We start from the raw sequence: 18,653 nt of genomic DNA on the forward strand, positions 1-18,653 counted from the left end.
GACAATCAAGAACGGATTGTTCTTCCCTGGGGAACGATCTCAGGCACGGTTCAGATCGCCGAGATAGGTATTTTCCAGCCGCGAGACCGCGAAGCTCGCAGGCTCGATATCGGCAAACATCAGCGTTTCATGGGCCGCGTCGCCCTTTGCCAGCACCTGTCCGTCCGGAGAGGCGATGCGCGACAGGCCGGCAAAGGAAAACAGCGGATCGGAACCGCAATGGTTGATATAGGCCACGAAGACCTGGTTCTCGAAGGCCCGTGTCTGGATCATGTGATCGGCGATGAAGGTCCCCGACCATCCGGCCGGCAGCGCTGTCGGCACCAGAACGGCCTCGGCGCCGGCCAGGGCCAGCCGACGCACATTCTCCGGAAACTCGACGTCGTAGCAGATCAGCATGCCGCAGGTGACGCCGCGATGGACGAAGAGCTTCGTCGACGGTCTCTCCGGCGCAAAATGCGAGCGCTCGTAGTCGCCATAGAGATGCGATTTCCGGTAGACCGTCGGCTTCGCATCACCATCAACATGGACGGCACTGTTATAGACGACGTCCCCGTCCCGCTCGGCAAACCCGGCGATCAGCGCGATACCGGTTTCCCGCGATATCTCCACCAGGCGCCGGACGATAGGTCCATCGATCGGTTCGGCGAGAGCGCGGATCGCATCCCCCGCCCCATAGCCGGTGAGCCCGAGTTCCGGCGTCAACAAAAGCGTCGCGCCCTTCGACGCCGCTTCCCTTGCCGCCCGCTCGAGGCGGTCGAGATTGGCGGCAACGTCGCCGCAGGCCGATTGCATCTGGAGAGCGGCGAGTTTCATCATTTTCCGTCCGATGACATGGCGCCAAGCAGCTTCGGCAGGTCACCGAAACGGGCAACGAGACCGAAGATCACGGCGGCGGTGGTGACAAACAGAACGGTCACCGACGCCATCGTCGGCGTGTAGCCGTAGCGAAGCGCGTTGAAGATCTTGATCGGCAATGTTTCCATGGTGAAACCGACCGTCATGTAGGCAACGATATATTCGTTGAGTGAGAGCACGAAGGCGAAGGCGTAGCCGGAGACTATGTAAGGCAGGATCAGCGGCAGGACGACCGTGCGGAAGATCGTGCGCTCGTCAGCGCCCATCGTCGAGGCTGCCTCGACCAGCGACCGGTCGATCGAGGTAAAGCCGAGCGACAAGGTCACCAGCGGGAGGGTGACGAAGAAGATCGCGTGGCTGACGACCGCGGTCCATGGCTGGCCGTAAAAGCCGACGGTCGCCCAGAAGGTGAGCATGCCAAGCGCGGTGATGACGGGCGGAAGCGTGAAGGGCGCAACGCCGAGCACCTGGAAAATGTTGGCCCAGGGTGCGATGCGCCGCCAGAGGAACCAGGCGAGCGGCAGCGCGATGGCAACCGCGAGCGCCGCTGACAAGAGCGCCAGCGTAACGGAGGCAAACAGCGCGCTGCGCCATTCGGGATTGAAAAAGATCTCGCCGTACCAGGAGAGCGAAAAGCCCTGTGGCGGGAAGGCCAGCGTCTGCTTGGCGTTGACCGAGACGCCGGCAACGACAATGATCGGCAGCGCCAGGAACAGCCCGATCAGGAAGAAATAGGCCTTGCGGAAGATCGAGGTCATGCCGCTTCTCCCTTGCGTCCGGCAATCACGGTCAGCGCCACGAGCCCAAGCGTCACCAGCACCAGGAACACCGCCATCGCCGCAGCGAAAGGCATGTTCGACTGGTAGATCGCCTGGTCGGTGATCAGCACCGACAGCGTCCAGTGCTGCGGCCGGCCGAGCAATTGCGGCAACAGGTAGGAGCCGAGCGCGAAGATGAACACCATGATCAGCGTGGCGGTGATGGTGTTTCTGAGCGCCGGCACGACGACGGTGAAAAAGGCCTTGAGCGGCGACGCACCAAGGGTGCGGGCCGCCTCCGTCAGGGTCGGATCGAGCCGCACGAGCGCCGGGAAAAGCACCAGAACCGTATAGGGAAACGCCTGATAGACCATGCCGGTCAGCACCGCGCCAAAGCTCGGCGTCAACGCCTTGGCTTGCGCCATGATGCCGAGCGCGACCAGAATGTTAGTGATCCCTGCGGTGCGCGAAAACAGCGTCGACCAGGCAAAGCCGATGATGACTTCCGATAGCGACAGGATCGACAGCAGCGCCACAAGCCAGACCACCTGCACCTTCCGGCCCATGCGCGTCAGCATGTAGGTGAAGGGCAGCGCCAGCACGACGCAGCAGATCGCGACGGTGATCGCCAGGAACAGCGAAAAGCCGAGCACGCCGCCGAAGAAAGCGGAGAGGAAGCGCGCATAATTGTCGAAGACAAAGGCCGGCGTGTAGAAGCCACCCTGCAGACGCTGGAAAAAGCTGACGGCGATCATCGTGCCGAAGGGCACGACGAAGAAGATCGTCAGCATCGCTGCGGGAAAGAGAAGCGGGGCGTAATCGCCGAGTTTTTGCGGAGGTTCGCGTCTCATTTCTTCAGCACCACGCAAACGTCAGGCGTGAGCGCGATGCCGACCTCCTGGCCGACGGTGACGTCTGGCCGGGCGCGCGGCGTCGAGACCGCGACGATCTGACGGCCGGCAATGTCGACGAAAGTTTCGATCGTGCCGCCGAGATCGCGCACGAAGGTGACCTTGCCCGAGAGCGCGCCGGCGCCCGGCGCCGTCAGGTGCACGTCTTCAGGGCGAACCGACAGCGTTCCCTTGGATGCACCCGCCGGCAAGGCGAGGCCGGCAATCGGCTGGCCCAGCACCTCGACGCGGCCAGCGCTGTCGGCCTGCACTTCGAGCAGATTGGTCTGGCCGATGAAGTCGGCGACAAAGCTATCGGCAGGGCGGCGGTAGATCTCGATCGGCGATGCGGCCTGGCGGATTTCGCCGCCGTTCATGACGACGACCGTGTCGGCCATGGTCATCGCTTCGCGCTGGTCGTGGGTAACGACGATGGTGGTGATCCCGAGCTTCTGCTGCAGCTGGCGCAATTCCACCTGCATCGCCTCGCGCAGCTTGGCATCCAGTGCCGAAAGCGGCTCATCGAGCAGGAAAAGCTTGGGCGAAATCGCAAGTGCCCGGGCAATCGCCACGCGCTGGCGCTGGCCGCCGGAAAGCTTGGCAACGGGTCTGTCGGCATAGCCGGTGAGATGGATCATCGACAGCAGCTCATCGACCCGCTTCTTCTGGTCCTCCTTTGCCGCACCGCGGATGCGCAAGGGATAGGCGATGTTCTCGCCAACGGTCAGATGCGGGAACAGTGCCAGCGACTGGAACACCATGCCGAGATTGCGCTTATGCGTCGGCACATGGGTGATGTCTTCGCCATCGAGCCGGATCGCCCCGCCGGTCGGCAGGTCAAGGCCGGCAATCATGCGCAGAAGCGTGGTCTTGCCGCAGCCGGAAGGCCCGAGCATGCAGACGAACGTCCCGTGAGGCACGTTGAGCTCGACATTGTTGACGGCTCTGAAGGACCCGAATTCCTTGACGACGTTTTGAAGGGCAAGTCCGGACATTGTCTCTCCGCGGAAATGTCCCCTCCTCATCATGGGAGGGGCAAGGGCGGGGAGTAGCCCGTGGGCCCTCCCCGTCAGTCAGCATGGGCCCTCCCCGCCGAGGCGAGGAGGTTGGTCGTCGCAATCAGCCGACGATCAGCTCGGTCCACTTCTGGTTCAGCCAATCGGACTTGGACTGGTAGAGGTCGTAACGCGGCACGATCGGCTCGATATCCGACGAAACGGCTGCGAACTCCTTGTCGGTCAGGTCGGTGACTTCGCGCTTGACTGTCGGCGACGTGCCGACCTTGCGCGACAGCGTTGCCTGGATCGAAGGCTGGCACATGTAGTCGATGAAGATATGGGCTTCCTCGGACTTCTGCGACGCACGCGACAGCGCCCAGCAACCGGAATCCTGGATGCCGCCTTCCTTCGGGAAGGTCGAGCGCACCGGATTGCCGTCAGCAGCCGCAAGGCCGGTCACGTCGTGGTAGTACTGGCCCATCGGGATTTCGCCCGACTTCAGCGACTGCTCGAACTGCGCCTCGTCGCGGTACCAGAGCCGGACGTTCGGCTTCACTTCGGCGAGCTTGTCGAAGACCTTGAGGATGCCCTCTTCGGTGTCGAGCGCATTGGTGCCGCCGAAGAAGGTCTTGGCGGTCACTTCAAGCAGGAACGAGTTGGAAACCAGCGCCAGCAGGCCGAGCTTGTCGGCATTCGCCGGATCCCAGAACGCGGCCCAAGAGGTCGGCGCTTCCTTGTAGACGTCGGTGTTGGTGACGAGCGTGATGTACCAGGAGACGGCACCGATGCCGGCAACGCGTCCGTCAGGGTACTTGTTGATGAAGCGGTCGAGCAGGTTCGAGCTGTTCTTGATCTTCGACATGTCGATCGGCGTCCACAGCTCGGTCGACTGGCCCTTAAGCATCGCGACCTGCGACATCATCGAGACGTCGGCAGGCGCCTGGCCGGCGCGGGCTGCCTGTTCCAGCTGGACGAGCCAGGCTTCTCCGGTCGGCTCGGCGATCGATTCGACCGCGATGCCTGTCGCCTTGGTGAATTCCGGGAAGATGTTCTTGTCGAACGAGGTTTTGAAATAGCCGCCGTAAACGCCGACCTTCAGCGACTTGTCCTGGGCGCGCAGCACCGAGGGCATCGCCAGCATCGAGGCGCCGGCAAGGCCCGCGCCGAGCAGCGTGCGGCGCTTGATGGAAGTTGTAATCATCGTCTGTCTCCTTTGTTTCGGCGGTGATCCGCCTTGTTCCCTGTTCTCGTTGATTTCTTGCACATTTTCGGTCTCAGTGCGCGGGTATTTTGCGCTCCAGCATGCGTGCATATTGCGTCAGCGGATAGCACAGCACGAAGAAGATCACCGCAACCAGCCCATAGACCGTGAAAGGTTCGAAGGTTGCATTATTGATCGCATTCGCGGTTCTGAGAAGCTCCTCGAAGCCGATGATCGACGTCAGCGCCGTGCTCTTGATGAGCTGGACGAGAAAGCCGACGGCCGGCGGCCGGGTGATCGCAAACGCTTGCGGCAGGATCACCAGGCGCAGTTCCTGCAACCGGTGCAGACCCAGGCTGGCACCGGCATCCCACTGGCCGAGCGGCAGCGCTTCGACGCCGCCGCGCCAGATTTCGGCGAGATAGGCGCTGGCATAAAAGGTCAGCCCCAGTGCCGCAGCCGTCCATGGCTCGATGCGAAAGCCGAGCATCGGCAGGCCGAAGAACATCAGGAACAGCTGCATCAACAGCGGCGTGCCCTGAAACAAGGCGATGTAGCCCGAACCGAACCGACGCAGCCACTTCTGTTTCGAGATGCGGGCAAACAGGATCAAGAGGCCGACGGCAGCGCCGCCGGCAAAGGCGACAGCCGACAGCAGCACCGTCCAGCGGGTGGCGAATACCAGGTTGCGCAGGATGTCCCAGAAAGTGAATTCGATCATGACACGCCCGCTCCCAGCATGCGCCTGCCGCCGGCGACAAACAGACGGCGGATGGCCATCGACAGAGCGAGATAGATCAGCGTGACGACAAAATAGGTCTCGAAGGACCGGAAGGTGCGTGCCTGCAAGAGGTCAGCCTCATGGGCGAGTTCGCGCACTGCGATCTGCGACACGACGGCCGATTCCAGCATCATGATGATCACCTGGCTGATCAGCGCCGGGAAGATGACTTTCAGCGCCTGTGGCAGGATGATCTTGACGAAAACCTGACGTGGCCTGAGGCCGAGCGCATAGGCCGCCTCGCCTTGGCCTTTCGGCACGGCGTCGAGGCCGGCGCCAACGATCTCCGTGGTGTAGGCGGCCATGTTGAGCGTCATCGCCAGGATCGCGGCAACGACCGGATCGAGCCTGATGCCGATGCTCGGCAGGCCGAAGTAGATGAAGAACAGCTGCACCAGAAACGGCGTGTTGCGGATCACCTCGACATAGACCGCAACCGCCTTGCGCAGGATGCCGTAGCGGCTGCGACGGGCGGCGGCAAAGAGAATGCTGATCACGATGCCGAGCACCGTGGTGCAGGCGATCAGGAAGAGCGTCATCATGGCGCCATGGGCAATCGCGCCCGCGGCATCCCGAAGCCACCCGAAATCGAGGCTGTAACCCATCGTCGCAACCTTTCCCCGAAAGGCCCACGGAGACGCCAAGTCCCCGTGGGCGTCAAGAGCTGATTAGTCCTTGAGGTTTTCGGGGTTGAGCGGCGTCTTCAGCCAGGCCTCGGAGCTGGCGTTCAGCTTGCCGTCGGCCAGCATCTTGGCAACGGCGTCGTTGACGGCCGTCTTCAGTGCTTCCTCGTTCTTGTTGAGGCCGATATGCGACGGCGAGGTCAGGAGCTGGAACTTCTGCTCCGGCTTCAGCGCCTCCTGGCGGGCCAGCACCTGCGCGCCGACGTCGTTGCCGACGACCATCAGCTGGGTCTGGCCGGAGATGAACGCCTGGATCACGGCATTGTAGTTGTCGAAGCGCTGGATCGCGGCGGTCGACGGGGCCGCCTCGGTGAGCGAGGTGTCTTCCAGCGTGCCGCGGTTGACGGCGATGGTCTTGTCGGCGAGGTCTTCCTTGCCGGCGACCTTGAGGTCCGCCGGGCCGATGACGGCGATGTAGTAAGGCGCGTAGGCGGCTGCGAAGTCGATCACTTCGGCGCGCTCCTTGGAGAACCCGACGCTCATCAGGATGTCGACGCGCTTGTCGTTGAGATAGGGAATGCGGTTCTGGCCGGTAACGCTGACGAGGTTCAGCTTGACGCCGAGGCCGTCGGCGATCTGCTGGGCGACGTCGACGTCATAACCCTTGATGCTCATGTCGGCGCTGGCAGAGGAGAAGGGCGGGAAGTCGGAGAAGATGCCGACCTTGATCTCGCCGGCCGACTTGATGTCGGCGAGCGCGTCGGCACGGGCGATACCGGTTGCAGCACCGAGCATGAGCGCGGCGGCGAAGGCTGCTTTCATTGTCTTTTGAAGTGTCATTGTCGTTCCCCTGTCTGGAAGCATTGTTGATTGTGGGCATTTTCTGGTCGGCTGCCGCTTCCAGTCCGGCAGCCGACGAATCTTTCTCTAAAGTGTCAAGCCGATTTGCCTGTGACAGCAGGGCTGAACACCATGAGGCTGAGGATTTCGAACAGAACCTGAGCGCCGGCATGCGCCGTGTTGGTGGTCGCATCATATTGCGGCGCGACCTCGACGACATCGCCGCCGACAAGGTTGATGCCCTTGAAGCCGCGGATCAGTTCCAGCACTTCGCGGGTGGTAAGGCCGCCGACTTCCGGCGTGCCGGTGCCCGGCGCAAAGCTCGGGTCGAGGCTGTCGATGTCGAAGGAGAGATAGGTCGGACCGTCGCCGACGATCTTCTTCGCCTTCTCGATGATGGCGGGAATGCCGAGACCGGTCACTTCCTCTGCATGGATCACGGTCATGCCGGACTCGTAGGAGAACTCCCAGAGATATTCGGCCGAGCCGCGAATGCCGATCTGCACGACGCGGGTCGGATCAAGCACGCCGTCAAGCACCGCGTTGCGGAACGGGCCGCCGTGGTGGAACTTGGTCAGGTCGTAGGCACCGCCGGTGTCGCAATGGGCATCGATGTGGATCATGCCAACCGGCTTCTTCTTGCCGACGGCCTTCAGGATCGGATGGGTGATCGAATGGTCGCCGCCGACAGACAAGGGCAGAACACCGGCATCGACGATCTGGTTGATGCGCTTTTCGATGTCGTCATGGCTGAGCTCCAGCCGGTAACGGCTCTGGAACGGCACGTCGCCGATATCGGCAACACGCAGCTCGTGAACCGGTGCGCAGCCGAGCACGTGGTTATAGGGGCCGATACGCTCGATCGAACGCAGCGCCCGCGGTCCGAAACGCGAGCCCGGACGGTTGGTGACGCCGAGATCCATGGGAATGCCGACAATCGCGACCTGCAGATTGCCGAAATCGGGCTCGTCGGCATCGATGGCCATGTGCGGCGCGGTCAGGAAGGTCGGGATGCCGGAATAGGGCGCAAGGCGCGTGCCGCTCTTGGTGAAGATCTTGTCGGCGACGCGGCGGAAAGTCGGATCGAACAGCTCGCCGCCATGGCTCTCGCCGTATTTCGCCTTGAGTTCGCCAAGCTTCTTATCGTCCCAGGCCATCCACAATCCTCCGTCACGTCAGCCGGGAAATGCGCACGAAGGCGCCACAGATCAACATCTGCGGATGGGGCCGGTTCTCTCCGGCGCTATCAAGTTCCCCAGGCTTTTTGCCCTTGTTGAACAGCATTAGGTGACAAATCCGCTGGAAAATCAATTGACATTGTTATAGCGTTTCGTGTGAGAAAAATTCACATCGTTTAAGCCCGCCGGAACCCCAAGATTTGTCCAGCCGCCTGCCGCCTTTGAACCCCTTGCGTGCCTTCGAGGCGACGGCGCGCCGTGGCTCGGTCTCTGCTGCCGCCCGCGAGCTCAACGTCACGCACGGCGCCATCAGCCATCAGATCCGCGCGCTGGAACTGTCGATCAACGCCACGCTGTTCGAGCGCGGCGGCAAGCGACTGAAGCTGACGCCGCAGGGCGCTTTGCTGCTACCGGCCGTCACCCACGCCTTTGCCGAGATCGCGGCGGCGACCGCCGCCATGACGCGCCCGACCACCAGCGGCGAGCTGCGCATCACCTGCGTGCCTGCGCTCCTCTCCTTCTGGCTGATCCCGCGTCTGCATTTGTTCACCGAGCAGTTTCCCGATGTGCGCCTGACGCTGATCGCCTCCAACGACGCCGCCTATCTCGATGCGTCCGATGTCGATGTCTGCCTGATCTATGGCGACGGCAACTGGCCCGGATGCTGGTCGAAGCTCTGGAGCCGGCTCGCCCTCTTCCCGGTCGTCAGCCCGACTTTGCTCAACATGCGGCCACTGCGCTCCGTACGCGACCTGCGCGACCACGTGATGCTGCACGGCGACGACGGGCGCGAATGGAACACCTGGCTGGCGGCAGCTGACGCAAGCGACCTGCAACGCGGCCGCCAGCACTTCATGAGCGACGCGCGGCTTTCGACCGAGGCCGCCCTTCACAATCAGGGTGTCGCCCTTGGCGACACCATCACCGCCGGCAGCCTGATCGCCCGCGGCGAGCTGATCGCGCCGTTCGACCTGACAGTTCCGGCCAACGACGCCTTTTACGTCGCCTGCCGTAACGAGGTTCTGGCCGCCCCGATCGTGCGCATCTTCATCGACTGGATGTTCTCGGCGCTCGAAAACGACCCGATGCCGGAGCTGCAGACCTCGGCGCGCACGATTATTCGCAGCCGAGCCTCGAAATCCGAGCCGACAGATCGTAAATCGGTGCAGGACGGCTTTCAGCCGGTTTCAGCTCCGGCCCGTGGCCGACGCATGGAACGCCCCCAGAAACGCAAGAACAAAGCCTGAGCCATAGGAACTCCGCCATGCCGCATTTCAATCCGCTCGTCGAAAAGCTCTCGCCGCCGCCCGTCCCCTCGGTGCTCGCTTGGGCGAAAAGCTATGATGGCTCCCGCGGGCCGCTGATCGACCTGTCGCAGGCGGTGCCCGGCTATCCGGCGCACCCGGACATGCTGGCCTGGCTCGGCGAAGCTGCCGCATCGACCGCCTTTACCGGCTATGGCGCGATCGAGGGCGAAGCGGTGCTGCGCGACGCCTACGGCGCGCATGTGGCAAGCCTCTATGGCGCCGCGATCACGGCCGACAACATCCACATCACGTCGGGCTGCAACCAGGCTTTCATCTGTACCGCGATGGCAATTGCCTCGGCCGGCGACACGATCCTGATGACCAACCCCTACTACTTCAACCAGGAAACGACGCTGGCGATGCTCGGCATCAATGTCGAGCTGGTGCCCTGCGACGCCGGTCACGGTTTCCTGCCGGAGGTGGACGCAATCGCCGCTGCGCTGCGGCCAGGCATCCGGGCGCTCGCGCTGGTGTCGCCAAACAACCCGACCGGTGCGATCTATCCGCCTGAGCTTCTGGCGCGCATTCACGAGGCCTGCCGCGCCAACGGCACCTGGTTGATCCTCGACGAAACCTATCGCGACTTCCTGCCCGATGCCGGTGCTGCACCGCACGGTCTGCTGCAGACGGAAGGGTGGCAGGACAGCTTCATCGGCCTCTACAGCTTCTCCAAATCCTTCTGCATCCCCGGCCATAGGCTCGGCGCGATAACCGCCGGGCCTGCACTCGTCGATCAGGTCACCAAGATCATGGACAACCTGCAGATCTGCGCCCCGCGCTCGGCGCAGGCAGCAGTCGCCAGGGCCATTCCGGCGCTTGCTGAGTGGCGCCTGGGCAATCGCGTCGAGATCGCCGCGCGCGCCGATGCGCTGCGTGATGTCATGAGCCGGCTGCCGCAATGGAAGCTGCAGGCGATCGGCGCCTACTTCGCCTATATCCGCCACCCCTTCCCCGACATCGATTCGCAGTTCGTCGCCGAGAAGCTGGCGAAACTCGCCGGCGTCGTCTGCCTGCCAGGTGACTACTTTGGCGAGGGCCAGGAAAACTACCTGCGCTTTGCCTTTGCCAATGCCGATGGGGCCACGATCCGCCAGCTGGAAGAGCGGCTCGCCGGCTTCAACCTGCCCGGTCTCTGAATCGAACGAGAGCGTTTCCAGTGTCGTCGGCGACGTGGAAACGCTCGACCTCTTTGTTTTTACGCATTTCCTCGCGGAAAACCGCTTCACACTTTTTGGAGATGCTTAACCCCGGCGAGCGATCAGGATGCCGACGAGCACGATCGCCCCGCCGATTGCCTGCATCAGCCCGACCGGTTCGGACAGCAGGATCCAGGCAAGGATGGCTGCGACCACCGGCTGCAGCAGCAGCGTCAGCGACGAAAACGCCGGCGGCAGATAGGCGAGCGCATAGGTGATCGCCACCTGCCCGCCCGCATGGCTGACGAAGGCGAGGCCGAACAGCATCGACCAGCCGAAGAGCGTCGGCGGCATCAGTGTCGGTTCGGACAAAAGCACGATCGGCAGCATGCAGATGGCGGCCGAGGCCGTGCTCCAGACCATGATGCGGATGGTGCTGAACAGGCTGCGCAACCGGCCAATTGCCAGGATATAGCCGGCATAGAACATCGCAGCGACAACGGCGACGCCGTCGCCGAGCAGGTTGCCGTCGCCAAGCGCCATCGGTCCGCCCTTGAGGGTGATGACGCCGACGACCGCCGTCACGAGCCCGATGGCAAAGACGGCGCTGATGCGGGCGCGGAACAACAGCCAGCTCGCGAGCGTGACGAACACAGGGGCAAGGTTGGCGAGAAGCGTGGCATTGGCGACTGTCGTCTTGGTCAGCGCATAGTGCCAGGCGGCAAGGTCGATCGCCAGGAACACGCCCGGCAACACCAGCAGCGCATATTCCGAGAGCTTCTCGGGCTGCCGGTCCCCCGCTGGCGCGCCGCGAAACCAGGACCAGGCGAGAAGCGGGATCAGCGCCAGTGCGACACGCCAGAAAGCCGTTGCCATCGGCCCGACCTCTGACAGCCGCACGAAGATCGGCGAGCCGCCGATCGCAGCCCCGCCGATCAAAAGAGCGGCCATGGCAAGGCGGTTATGGGAGGAGGCGGTGGAGGGTGCTGGGATCACGGCAATGTCGCTATTCTGCTGGCGGGCAATCATGGAGCCCTCAACAAGGCAGCTAACAGAAGACCGGCATCGGCGACAGTCGCAATAAATCGCCCACCAGAACAATGGCGGCCGCCCTGCGCAAACGGGGCGGCCGCCGGTTTATCTATCGCGTCTGACGGACGCGATGCTTCGTTCCGTCAGGCTGCGTCCGGAATGTGCACGGTCTTCACCTCGAGGAAATCCTCAAGGCCGAACATGCCGCCTTCACGCCCGTTGCCGGACTGCTTGTAGCCACCGAACGGGCTGCCGTAGCGATGCGGCCCGCCATTGATGTGAACCATGCCGGCGCGCAGGCGCGATGCCACCCGCTCGGCCCGTTTCGGATCGCCGGTCTGCACATAGGCGGCGAGGCCGTAATTGGTGTCGTTGGCAATCGCGATCGCTTCTTCCTCGGTATCGAAGGGAATGATCGTCAGCACCGGTCCGAACACCTCCTCGCGGGCGATGCGCATGGTGTTGTTGACGTCGGCAAAAATGGTCGGCTTGACGAAATAGCCGGTCTCGAAGCCCGAGGGCTTGCCGGCACCGCCGACGACAAGACGCGCGCCTTCGGCAATGCCCGCCTCGATCAGCGCCTGCACCCGGCCGAACTGGACGTCGCTCACCAGCGGTCCGATGTGGCTGCCTTCCTTGGTCGGATCGCCAACAGCCGCCTCGCGGCCGACGCGGCCGGCGATCTCGACCACCTTGTCGTAGACGCTGCGTTCGACCAGCATGCGCGTCGGCGCATCGCAGGACTGGCCGGAATTGTTGAAGCATTCGAGCACGCTTCCGGTGACACGGTCTTCAAGGTCGGCATCGGCGAAGACGATGTTGGGCGACTTGCCGCCGAGCTCGAGCGTCACGCGCTTGACCGTTTCGGCCGCGTCCTTGCTGACGGCGATGCCGGCGCGGGTCGAGCCGGTGAACGACATCATGTCGATGTCGCGGTGCTTCGACAGGGCGGCACCAGCGTTGATGCCGTCGCCGTTGACGAGGTTGAAGACACCCGCCGGGAAGCCGGCCTCGTCGATCATCTCGGCATACAGCATGGCGTTGAGCGGCGTAAACTCGCTCGGCTTCAAGACGCAGGTAGAACCCGTGGCCAGTGCCGGAACGACTTTGAGCGCGATCTGGTTGATCGGCCAGTTCCAGGGCGTGATCAGGCCACACACACCGATCGGCTCGCGCAGGATCACGTCGCCGTTCGGAAGCGTGTCGCGGGTCTTCAGCCGCTTCAAGGCGTCGATAAAGCCCTGCAGATGGCCGACGCCGACATCAGCCTGCTGCTCACGCGTCATCGTCTTGGGGGCGCCGAGTTCCATGGTGATGGTCGCGACCATCTCGTCGTAGCGGCGCTTATAGATCGAAAGCAGCTTTTCGAGCAGCGCCAGCCGCTCGTCCACGCTCGTGTGGCTATAGGTGGCGAACGCCTTCTTCGCAGCGGCAACCGCACGATCGATATCCGCGGCCGTGCCCATCGAGATCACCGCGACCGGCTTCTCGGTCGCCGGGTTCAGCACCTCCAGATCGTTGGGCGTGATCGGATCGACCCATTGGCCATCAATGTAAAACTTCCTCTTGTCGAGCATGCGCTCCTCCTTCCCGTCAGATTGTCTTTTCTTTCTCAGCGAGCCAGTCCTTGATGAGCGTGCGATACCGCGCGCCGGAAAAGCTCGGAAAATGTCCGCCGTGGACGATACGCGCCGGAATGCGCAGCAACCGTTCCATCGACGCCAGATAGTCGTCGGCATTGGCGTGGTAGGTGTCCTCGATCAGCGGCCCGTCGTAGAGGATGTCGCCGGAAAAGAGCACGCCGGTGCTTTCCTCCCAGAGCGCGATGCCACCGGGTGAATGGCCGGGCGTGTGGATCACCTCGAACACCCGGTCGCCAAGATCGATATGATCGCCGTCATTGAGCAGTCGCGTCGCCGGCGCTGCCTTCACCGCATAGGTCGCGGAAGCATAGGGCTCGGGCGGCAGCGCATCGAAGATCTCGTCGGCAACATAGGGCTCGGCCAGCGTGTTCCTGCGTGTCGGATGCGCCATGAGATCCGCTTCGCCTGAATGCACGCAACGGCAATCGAACTCGTGATGGCAGCCAATATGGTCGAAATGCGTATGGCTGGCGACGGCCGTCAGGGAGCGTTCGGTGACCAGCGGCACCCATTCGCGCAGGGAGACCACCCCCATGCCGCTGTCGACCAGCATGTCACGGTCACGGCCGCGCACATGCCAAATGTTGCAGCGGTAGAACTCCTGGATGAAGGGTTCGCTGATAGAGGTGACATCGTCATCGAGACGCTTCACCTGATACCAGTCTTTCGGAGCAATTCGCCGCATTTTTCTACAGGGTTCCGCTTGCCGCCGGCAAAGCTACGACGTCGGCAGCCCGCACGGCAAGGGGGACAATCTCGCCGTCACGCACGTCGGAGGATTGCGGCAGATGTGCCACCAGCGCATCGCCGTCGGTGGCACAAGGCTGGAGGTGGCAACGGTAGTGGGTGCCGAAGAAGGCGCTGCCGGCAACCCGGGCATCACCCAAAGCGAACATCGGATCGTCCGATTTATCTTCGCCGCGAAAATGCTCCGGCCGGATGGTCAGCGTGATCGCGTCACCGGCCTTCGGCACGGCAGCGGTGAAGTTGGCGGCCGGAAGCGCCAGGCAGCCGAGCGAAGTTTCGACCTCGGCCGAAGATGCGTTGGCGGCCTTGACCCGGCCGGGGACGAAATTGACCTCACCCATGAAACCTGCCGAAAACAGCGAGCGCGGTCGCATGTAGATCTGCGACGGCGGTCCGAAATCCTCGATCCGGCCCTGGTTCATGACGACGATCCGGTCGGCGATCGCCATCGCCTCCTCCTGGTCGTGGGTGACATGCACGAAGGTGGTGCCGACCCGCTTCTGGATCGCCTTCAGCTCGTCCTGCATCTGGCGGCGAAGCTTCAGGTCCAGCGCGCCGAGCGGTTCGTCGAGCAGCAGCACCTCGGGATCGACGGCAAGCGCCCGGGCAAGGGCCACGCGTTGCCGCTGGCCGCCGGAAAGCTCGTGCGGCCGCTTGCCGGCGGACGCCTTGAGACCGACGAGATCGAGAAAGCCGAGCGCCTTTTCGTCCCGCTCCGCTTTACCGAGGCCGCGCATCCGGAGCCCGAAGCCGACATTGTCGACCAGCCGCATATGCGGAAACAGCGCATAGTCCTGAAACATCGTCGTCGTTGGGCGCTTGGCCGGCGTCACGAAGGTCATGTCGCGATCGCCGATCACGACGCGGCCGGAACTTGGCGACAGGAACCCGCCGAGAATGGACAGAAGCGTGGTCTTGCCGCAGCCCGACGGGCCGAGCAGCACGATGAACTCGCCTGCCCGGATATCGAGCGAAACCTTGTCGAGCGCCGTGAAGTGGCCGAAGGTCTTGCTGACGTTTTCGATCGAGACGGGAGCGGTCATTGTTTCTTCGTCCTTCCGAACAGGGAAAACTCGAGGATCAGCAGCAGCGCCACCGAGGCGAGAAATACCAGCGAGCCGATGGCATTGGTCTTGGGATTGAGGCCGGAGCGCAGCATGCTCCAGATCTCGACGGGCAAGGTCACGTCGAAGCGCGACAGCAGGAAGGCGATAATGAATTCGTCCCAGCTGAAGGTTACCGACAGGAAGAAGGCGGCCAGGATCGACGGCATCAGCATCGGCGCGGTCACCAGCGTCATCACCTTGAAATCGCTGGCACCAAGGTCACGCGCCGCCCGCTCGATGTTGATCTGGTGATCCCCCATCGAGGCGTAAATGATGGCAAAGCAGAGGGGCAGGTTGATCACCACATGGCCGATGCCGACGGTCAGGAGCGACAGCGGCATGTGCAGCGCATTGAGCAGCGCCAGAAGCCCGAGCGCGATGATGAGATAGCTGACCGTCATCGGCGCGATCAGCAGGCCCCTTTGCAGGGCCGAGCCCGGCAGCTTGTAGCGCGCCAGCGAATAGGCGGCGAGAAAGCCGAGCACGCAGGAGACGACCGACGAGGAGATGGCGACCAGCATCGAATTGCCGAGCGCTGCCATCAGCTTGCGGTCGGCGAAGACGGCCTCGTACCACTGCGTGGAAAAGCCGTTGAACGGCGGCACCGGCAGCCGTCCGTCCTGGAAGGAGAACAACACCAGCACGGCGACCGGCAGGAAGATGAAGGCGTAGACGAGGGCAAGGTAGGTCCAGGACACACCACTGACGAAAACTCTGCGCAGCATCACGCCCTCTCGATCTTCAGCCAACGGGCGCATAGGACATAGGCGACGGTGACGGCCAGCATGAGAATGATCGACAGCGCCGCCGCCATCGGGAAATCGGCGCGCCGGCCGAGCTGCAGCATGATGATCTGCGGTAGGACCAGCTCGTTGTTGCCGCCGAGGATCTGCGGCGTCACGTAGTCGCCGATGCACAGCACGAAGGTTAGAAACGCACCGGTCATGATGCCGGGCAAGGTCAGCGGCAGTACTACATGCCAAAAGGTCTGGAATGCGTTGGCACCAAGGTCGGCGGCCGCGCGGCGATAGTTCGGCGAGAGCTGGATCAGGTTGGAATAGATGGTGAGCGTCAACAACATGACGAAGAAATGTACGAAGCCGATCACCGTTGCCGTGCGCGTGCTGGCGATCTCCAGCGGTTCGGCTATCAGGCCCAGGCCTGTCAGCATCTGGTTGATAACCCCGTTCTTCGACAGCACCAGCAGCCAGGAATAGGACCTCACGACATAGGAGGTCCAGAATGGCAGAATTGCCAGGATCAGCGCCATGCGCTGGAACCGCTTCGGCACGCGCTCGGCGATGATCCAGGCGAGCGGATAGGCAAGCAGCACCGAAAGCACCGTGACGATGACAGTAATCTCAAGCGAATTGACCAGGCCCTGCAACAGGGCGTTCTCGGAGAAGAAGCGCGCGTAGTTGTCGAGGTTCCAGACGCGGACGATCTCCCGCCCCTCACGCTTCCAGAGGCTCATCGCCGCCATGAACAGGAAGGGGACGACGAAGAAGGCGAGTGTCCACAAAAGCGCTGGCGCTGCGAAGCCCCAGGCCTTTCGACGGTCGGCATCCTCAAGGGTTGTCGCAGTCATGAAAGCTCCAGATTTGAGCGCGCCCCGACAAGGTGTTGGACGCAGTCCACCGTCCCACGGAAAGGTGGGGCGGCAGTCGGGCTGAAGGATCGGCGACCGCCGCGTGCGGTCGCCAGGTATCAGGCGTTATTGCTGCAGCATCTCCGTCCAGGCATCCTGGAACTGCTGATCGAGTTCGGTCGACGGGATCGGGTAGAGCTGCGTCTTCTTCAGGTATTCGGCCTGTTCGTTGAAACGCAGCGCCGCCTTCTGCGGGTCGGTCAGATGCTCGCCCGCCTTGCTGTTTGCCGGCATCGCCCAGTAGCAGGAGGATGTAGCAAGCCGCGCCTGGCCCTCAGGGCTGACAATATACTGCACGAATTTCAGTGCCAGATCCTGCTTGGCGGAATCCTTCATCACGCCGATCGACTGCGCCCAGCGCACAGCACCCTGCTCCGGGATGGTCCAGTCGAGGTTTGGCTTGTCGGCCGAAAGCACCGCCGTGATCCATTCGCCGCCGCCGACCAGGATATCGACTTCGCCAGTTGCCAGCGCCGTCTGCGAAGACACGACATCACTGACCTGCTTGGAAGCCGCCCGCATCTCAGCGAGCTTCTCCTTGAGAGCCGGCATGTCGGCCTCGGAAAGCTCAGCGGTCTTCTTGCCAAGGCCAAGCCCGGCAAGGCCGATCATCGGCAGGTAGTAGTCATAGAGGGCGATGCGGCCCTTGTACTTGTCGGAGAAGACAACCGAAAGATCCTGCATGTCCTTCGGATCGACCTTGGACTTGTCGTAGGAGACGGTGTTGTAGCCAAACTTTTCCGTGACGGCGTAGGTCTTGCCGTCCTTGGTGTTGTTGGCTTCCATCCGCACCTCGGGGAAGATGTCTGCCGTCGGCAGCGCGTCGGCCGGCATTTCTGCAAGCAGGTCGAGATCGATGGCACGGTGGACGTCGACGCCGTCGATGACGAGCACGTCCCAATCGCCCGGGCGGGATTGATCGAGGATCGAGAGCGCGGCACCCGTTCCCTCATAGACCTTGAGATTGACCTTGACGTCGTTGGCTTTCTCGAACGGTTCGACCAGCGCCGGATCCGTGTGGTCGCACCAGACGAGCGCATTGAGCTCTTCGGTGGCAAAAGCCGGTGCCGGAACCGAGATTAGCGAGGCGGCGACGATCGCGCCTGCGGCGACCGAGGAGAAAAACCGGCGCAGGTGCGCGCCGTCATGAACTGACTGCATCATGCTGTTGCCCTCTAGTTTTGACGCTCGTTTCGGCGTCTTCAAAAAAAGATTGAATGAATTCATTTTTTAAGTCAATCTCAATTTTGAGGACATTCATAATTCAGGAAAACGCATATGACAGGGCTGCGCGCACGGCAGAAAGCCGACCGGAACAGACGTATCCTGGACGCCGCTGCCTTGTTGTTTCGCGAGGTCGGCTACGACAGCGCCCGCATCGAGGACATCGCCGAGCGGGCCGAGGTGTCGGTCGGCACTTTCTACAATTACTATGAAAACAAGGGCGACATCCTGGTCGCGACCGTCTCGATGGAAGTCGAGGAAGTGCTCGCCGCCGGGCGCACCATCGTCGACAATCCGCCCTCCTCCGTGGAAGGCGCGCTGCAGGCCCTGATCGATCAGTATTACGATCACTCGCTCGTCTATCTCTCCAAGGAGATGTGGCGCACGGCGATGGCGATCTCGATCCAGCAGCCGGAAAGCCCCTTCAGCAAGCGCTACACCGAGCTCGATCGCCGGCTTTGCGATCAGGTCTCGACGCTCATTCACAAGCTGCAGGTCAAAGGGCTTATTGTCCCCGGCACCGACGTTCGCGCCGTCGGCGAGATGCTGTTCAACAATCTCAACCTCATGTTCATCGAATTTGCAAAGGACGAGGCCATGCCGCTTGATGAGCTCAAGGCGCGCGTTGCCCGACAGAACCGGCCGCTTGCAACGCTGATCGCAGCGCCTTGATCAAACCCCGA

19 protein-coding genes are annotated in these 18,653 nt (G+C 62.7%); 3 read left to right on the forward strand and 16 right to left on the reverse strand.

The annotated features are described in order from the left end of the window. Positions 1–39: 39 nt before the first annotated feature. From AC1Q80_RS13945 to speB, 9 genes are all read right to left on the reverse strand, one after another. Positions 40–819, reverse strand: coding sequence for a carbon-nitrogen hydrolase family protein (locus tag AC1Q80_RS13945; protein ID WP_492360760.1), 780 nt, complete (start codon positions 817–819; stop codon positions 40–42). After that, positions 816–1,616, reverse strand: coding sequence for an ABC transporter permease (locus AC1Q80_RS13950; RefSeq protein ID WP_173423868.1), 801 nt, complete (start codon positions 1,614–1,616; stop codon positions 816–818). The genes AC1Q80_RS13945 and AC1Q80_RS13950 overlap by 4 nt, the downstream gene beginning before the upstream one ends. After that, positions 1,613–2,467, reverse strand: coding sequence for an ABC transporter permease (locus AC1Q80_RS13955; protein ID WP_492360761.1), 855 nt, complete (start codon positions 2,465–2,467; stop codon positions 1,613–1,615). Before AC1Q80_RS13955 ends, AC1Q80_RS13950 begins: the two co-directional genes overlap by 4 nt. Beyond that, complete coding sequence (locus AC1Q80_RS13960; protein ID WP_173423866.1) at positions 2,464–3,501, reverse strand: ABC transporter ATP-binding protein; 1,038 nt, start codon at positions 3,499–3,501, stop codon at positions 2,464–2,466. The genes AC1Q80_RS13955 and AC1Q80_RS13960 overlap by 4 nt, the downstream gene beginning before the upstream one ends. Before the next feature lie 124 nt (positions 3,502–3,625). After that, positions 3,626–4,705, reverse strand: a complete 1,080-nt coding sequence (locus tag AC1Q80_RS13965; protein WP_173423865.1) for an ABC transporter substrate-binding protein — start codon at positions 4,703–4,705, stop codon at positions 3,626–3,628. A gap of 73 nt (positions 4,706–4,778) precedes the next feature. Beyond that, positions 4,779–5,426, reverse strand: a complete 648-nt coding sequence (locus AC1Q80_RS13970; protein WP_173423864.1) for an amino acid ABC transporter permease — start codon at positions 5,424–5,426, stop codon at positions 4,779–4,781. Continuing rightward, positions 5,423–6,091, reverse strand: coding sequence for an amino acid ABC transporter permease (locus AC1Q80_RS13975; protein ID WP_209791101.1), 669 nt, complete (start codon positions 6,089–6,091; stop codon positions 5,423–5,425). The genes AC1Q80_RS13970 and AC1Q80_RS13975 overlap by 4 nt, the downstream gene beginning before the upstream one ends. A 63-nt stretch (positions 6,092–6,154) precedes the next feature. Beyond that, positions 6,155–6,949, reverse strand: coding sequence for a transporter substrate-binding domain-containing protein (locus AC1Q80_RS13980; RefSeq protein WP_209791102.1), 795 nt, complete (start codon positions 6,947–6,949; stop codon positions 6,155–6,157). Between the two features lie 95 nt (positions 6,950–7,044). Continuing rightward, positions 7,045–8,106 (reverse strand): agmatinase, encoded by a 1,062-nt coding sequence (speB, locus tag AC1Q80_RS13985; protein WP_209791103.1) that lies wholly within the window; start codon positions 8,104–8,106, stop codon positions 7,045–7,047. 221 nt (positions 8,107–8,327) lie between these two features. Between speB and AC1Q80_RS13990 the strand changes: the two genes are divergently transcribed. After that, positions 8,328–9,374, forward strand: coding sequence for a LysR substrate-binding domain-containing protein (locus tag AC1Q80_RS13990; protein WP_173423860.1), 1,047 nt, complete (start codon positions 8,328–8,330; stop codon positions 9,372–9,374). Positions 9,375–9,391: 17 nt separating this feature from the next. Continuing rightward, positions 9,392–10,570, forward strand: coding sequence for an aminotransferase (locus AC1Q80_RS13995; RefSeq protein ID WP_492360762.1), 1,179 nt, complete (start codon positions 9,392–9,394; stop codon positions 10,568–10,570). Positions 10,571–10,675: 105 nt separating this feature from the next. Here AC1Q80_RS13995 and AC1Q80_RS14000 read toward each other — a convergent pair whose 3' ends face one another. From AC1Q80_RS14000 to AC1Q80_RS14030, 7 genes are all read right to left on the reverse strand, one after another. Beyond that, positions 10,676–11,599, reverse strand: a complete 924-nt coding sequence (locus AC1Q80_RS14000; RefSeq protein WP_427858779.1) for a DMT family transporter — start codon at positions 11,597–11,599, stop codon at positions 10,676–10,678. A 146-nt stretch (positions 11,600–11,745) separates the two neighbouring features. Then, entirely contained in the window at positions 11,746–13,179 is a 1,434-nt protein-coding gene (locus tag AC1Q80_RS14005) for an aldehyde dehydrogenase family protein (RefSeq protein ID WP_492360763.1), read from the reverse strand. 16 nt (positions 13,180–13,195) lie between these two features. After that, complete coding sequence (locus tag AC1Q80_RS14010) at positions 13,196–13,930, reverse strand: MBL fold metallo-hydrolase (protein ID WP_492360764.1); 735 nt, start codon at positions 13,928–13,930, stop codon at positions 13,196–13,198. A 4-nt stretch (positions 13,931–13,934) separates the two neighbouring features. Then, a complete protein-coding gene (locus tag AC1Q80_RS14015) occupies positions 13,935–15,035 on the reverse strand; it encodes an ABC transporter ATP-binding protein (protein ID WP_492360765.1) in 1,101 nt (366 codons plus the stop codon). Next, a complete protein-coding gene (locus tag AC1Q80_RS14020; protein WP_492360766.1) occupies positions 15,032–15,823 on the reverse strand; it encodes an ABC transporter permease in 792 nt (263 codons plus the stop codon). The genes AC1Q80_RS14015 and AC1Q80_RS14020 overlap by 4 nt, the downstream gene beginning before the upstream one ends. Continuing rightward, the gene (locus AC1Q80_RS14025) at positions 15,823–16,686 is read right to left on the reverse strand and encodes an ABC transporter permease (protein WP_173423854.1); all 864 of its coding nucleotides are present in this window, start codon (positions 16,684–16,686) and stop codon (positions 15,823–15,825) included. Before AC1Q80_RS14025 ends, AC1Q80_RS14020 begins: the two co-directional genes overlap by 1 nt. 126 nt (positions 16,687–16,812) lie before the next feature. Next, a complete protein-coding gene (locus AC1Q80_RS14030) occupies positions 16,813–17,910 on the reverse strand; it encodes an ABC transporter substrate-binding protein (RefSeq protein WP_173423853.1) in 1,098 nt (365 codons plus the stop codon). A 114-nt stretch (positions 17,911–18,024) separates the two neighbouring features. Between AC1Q80_RS14030 and AC1Q80_RS14035 the strand changes: the two genes are divergently transcribed. After that, positions 18,025–18,642, forward strand: coding sequence for a TetR/AcrR family transcriptional regulator (locus AC1Q80_RS14035; protein WP_492360767.1), 618 nt, complete (start codon positions 18,025–18,027; stop codon positions 18,640–18,642). Positions 18,643–18,653: the final 11 nt, after the last annotated feature.

This window comes from Ensifer sp. GW823-FHT05D09, assembly GCF_058795755.1.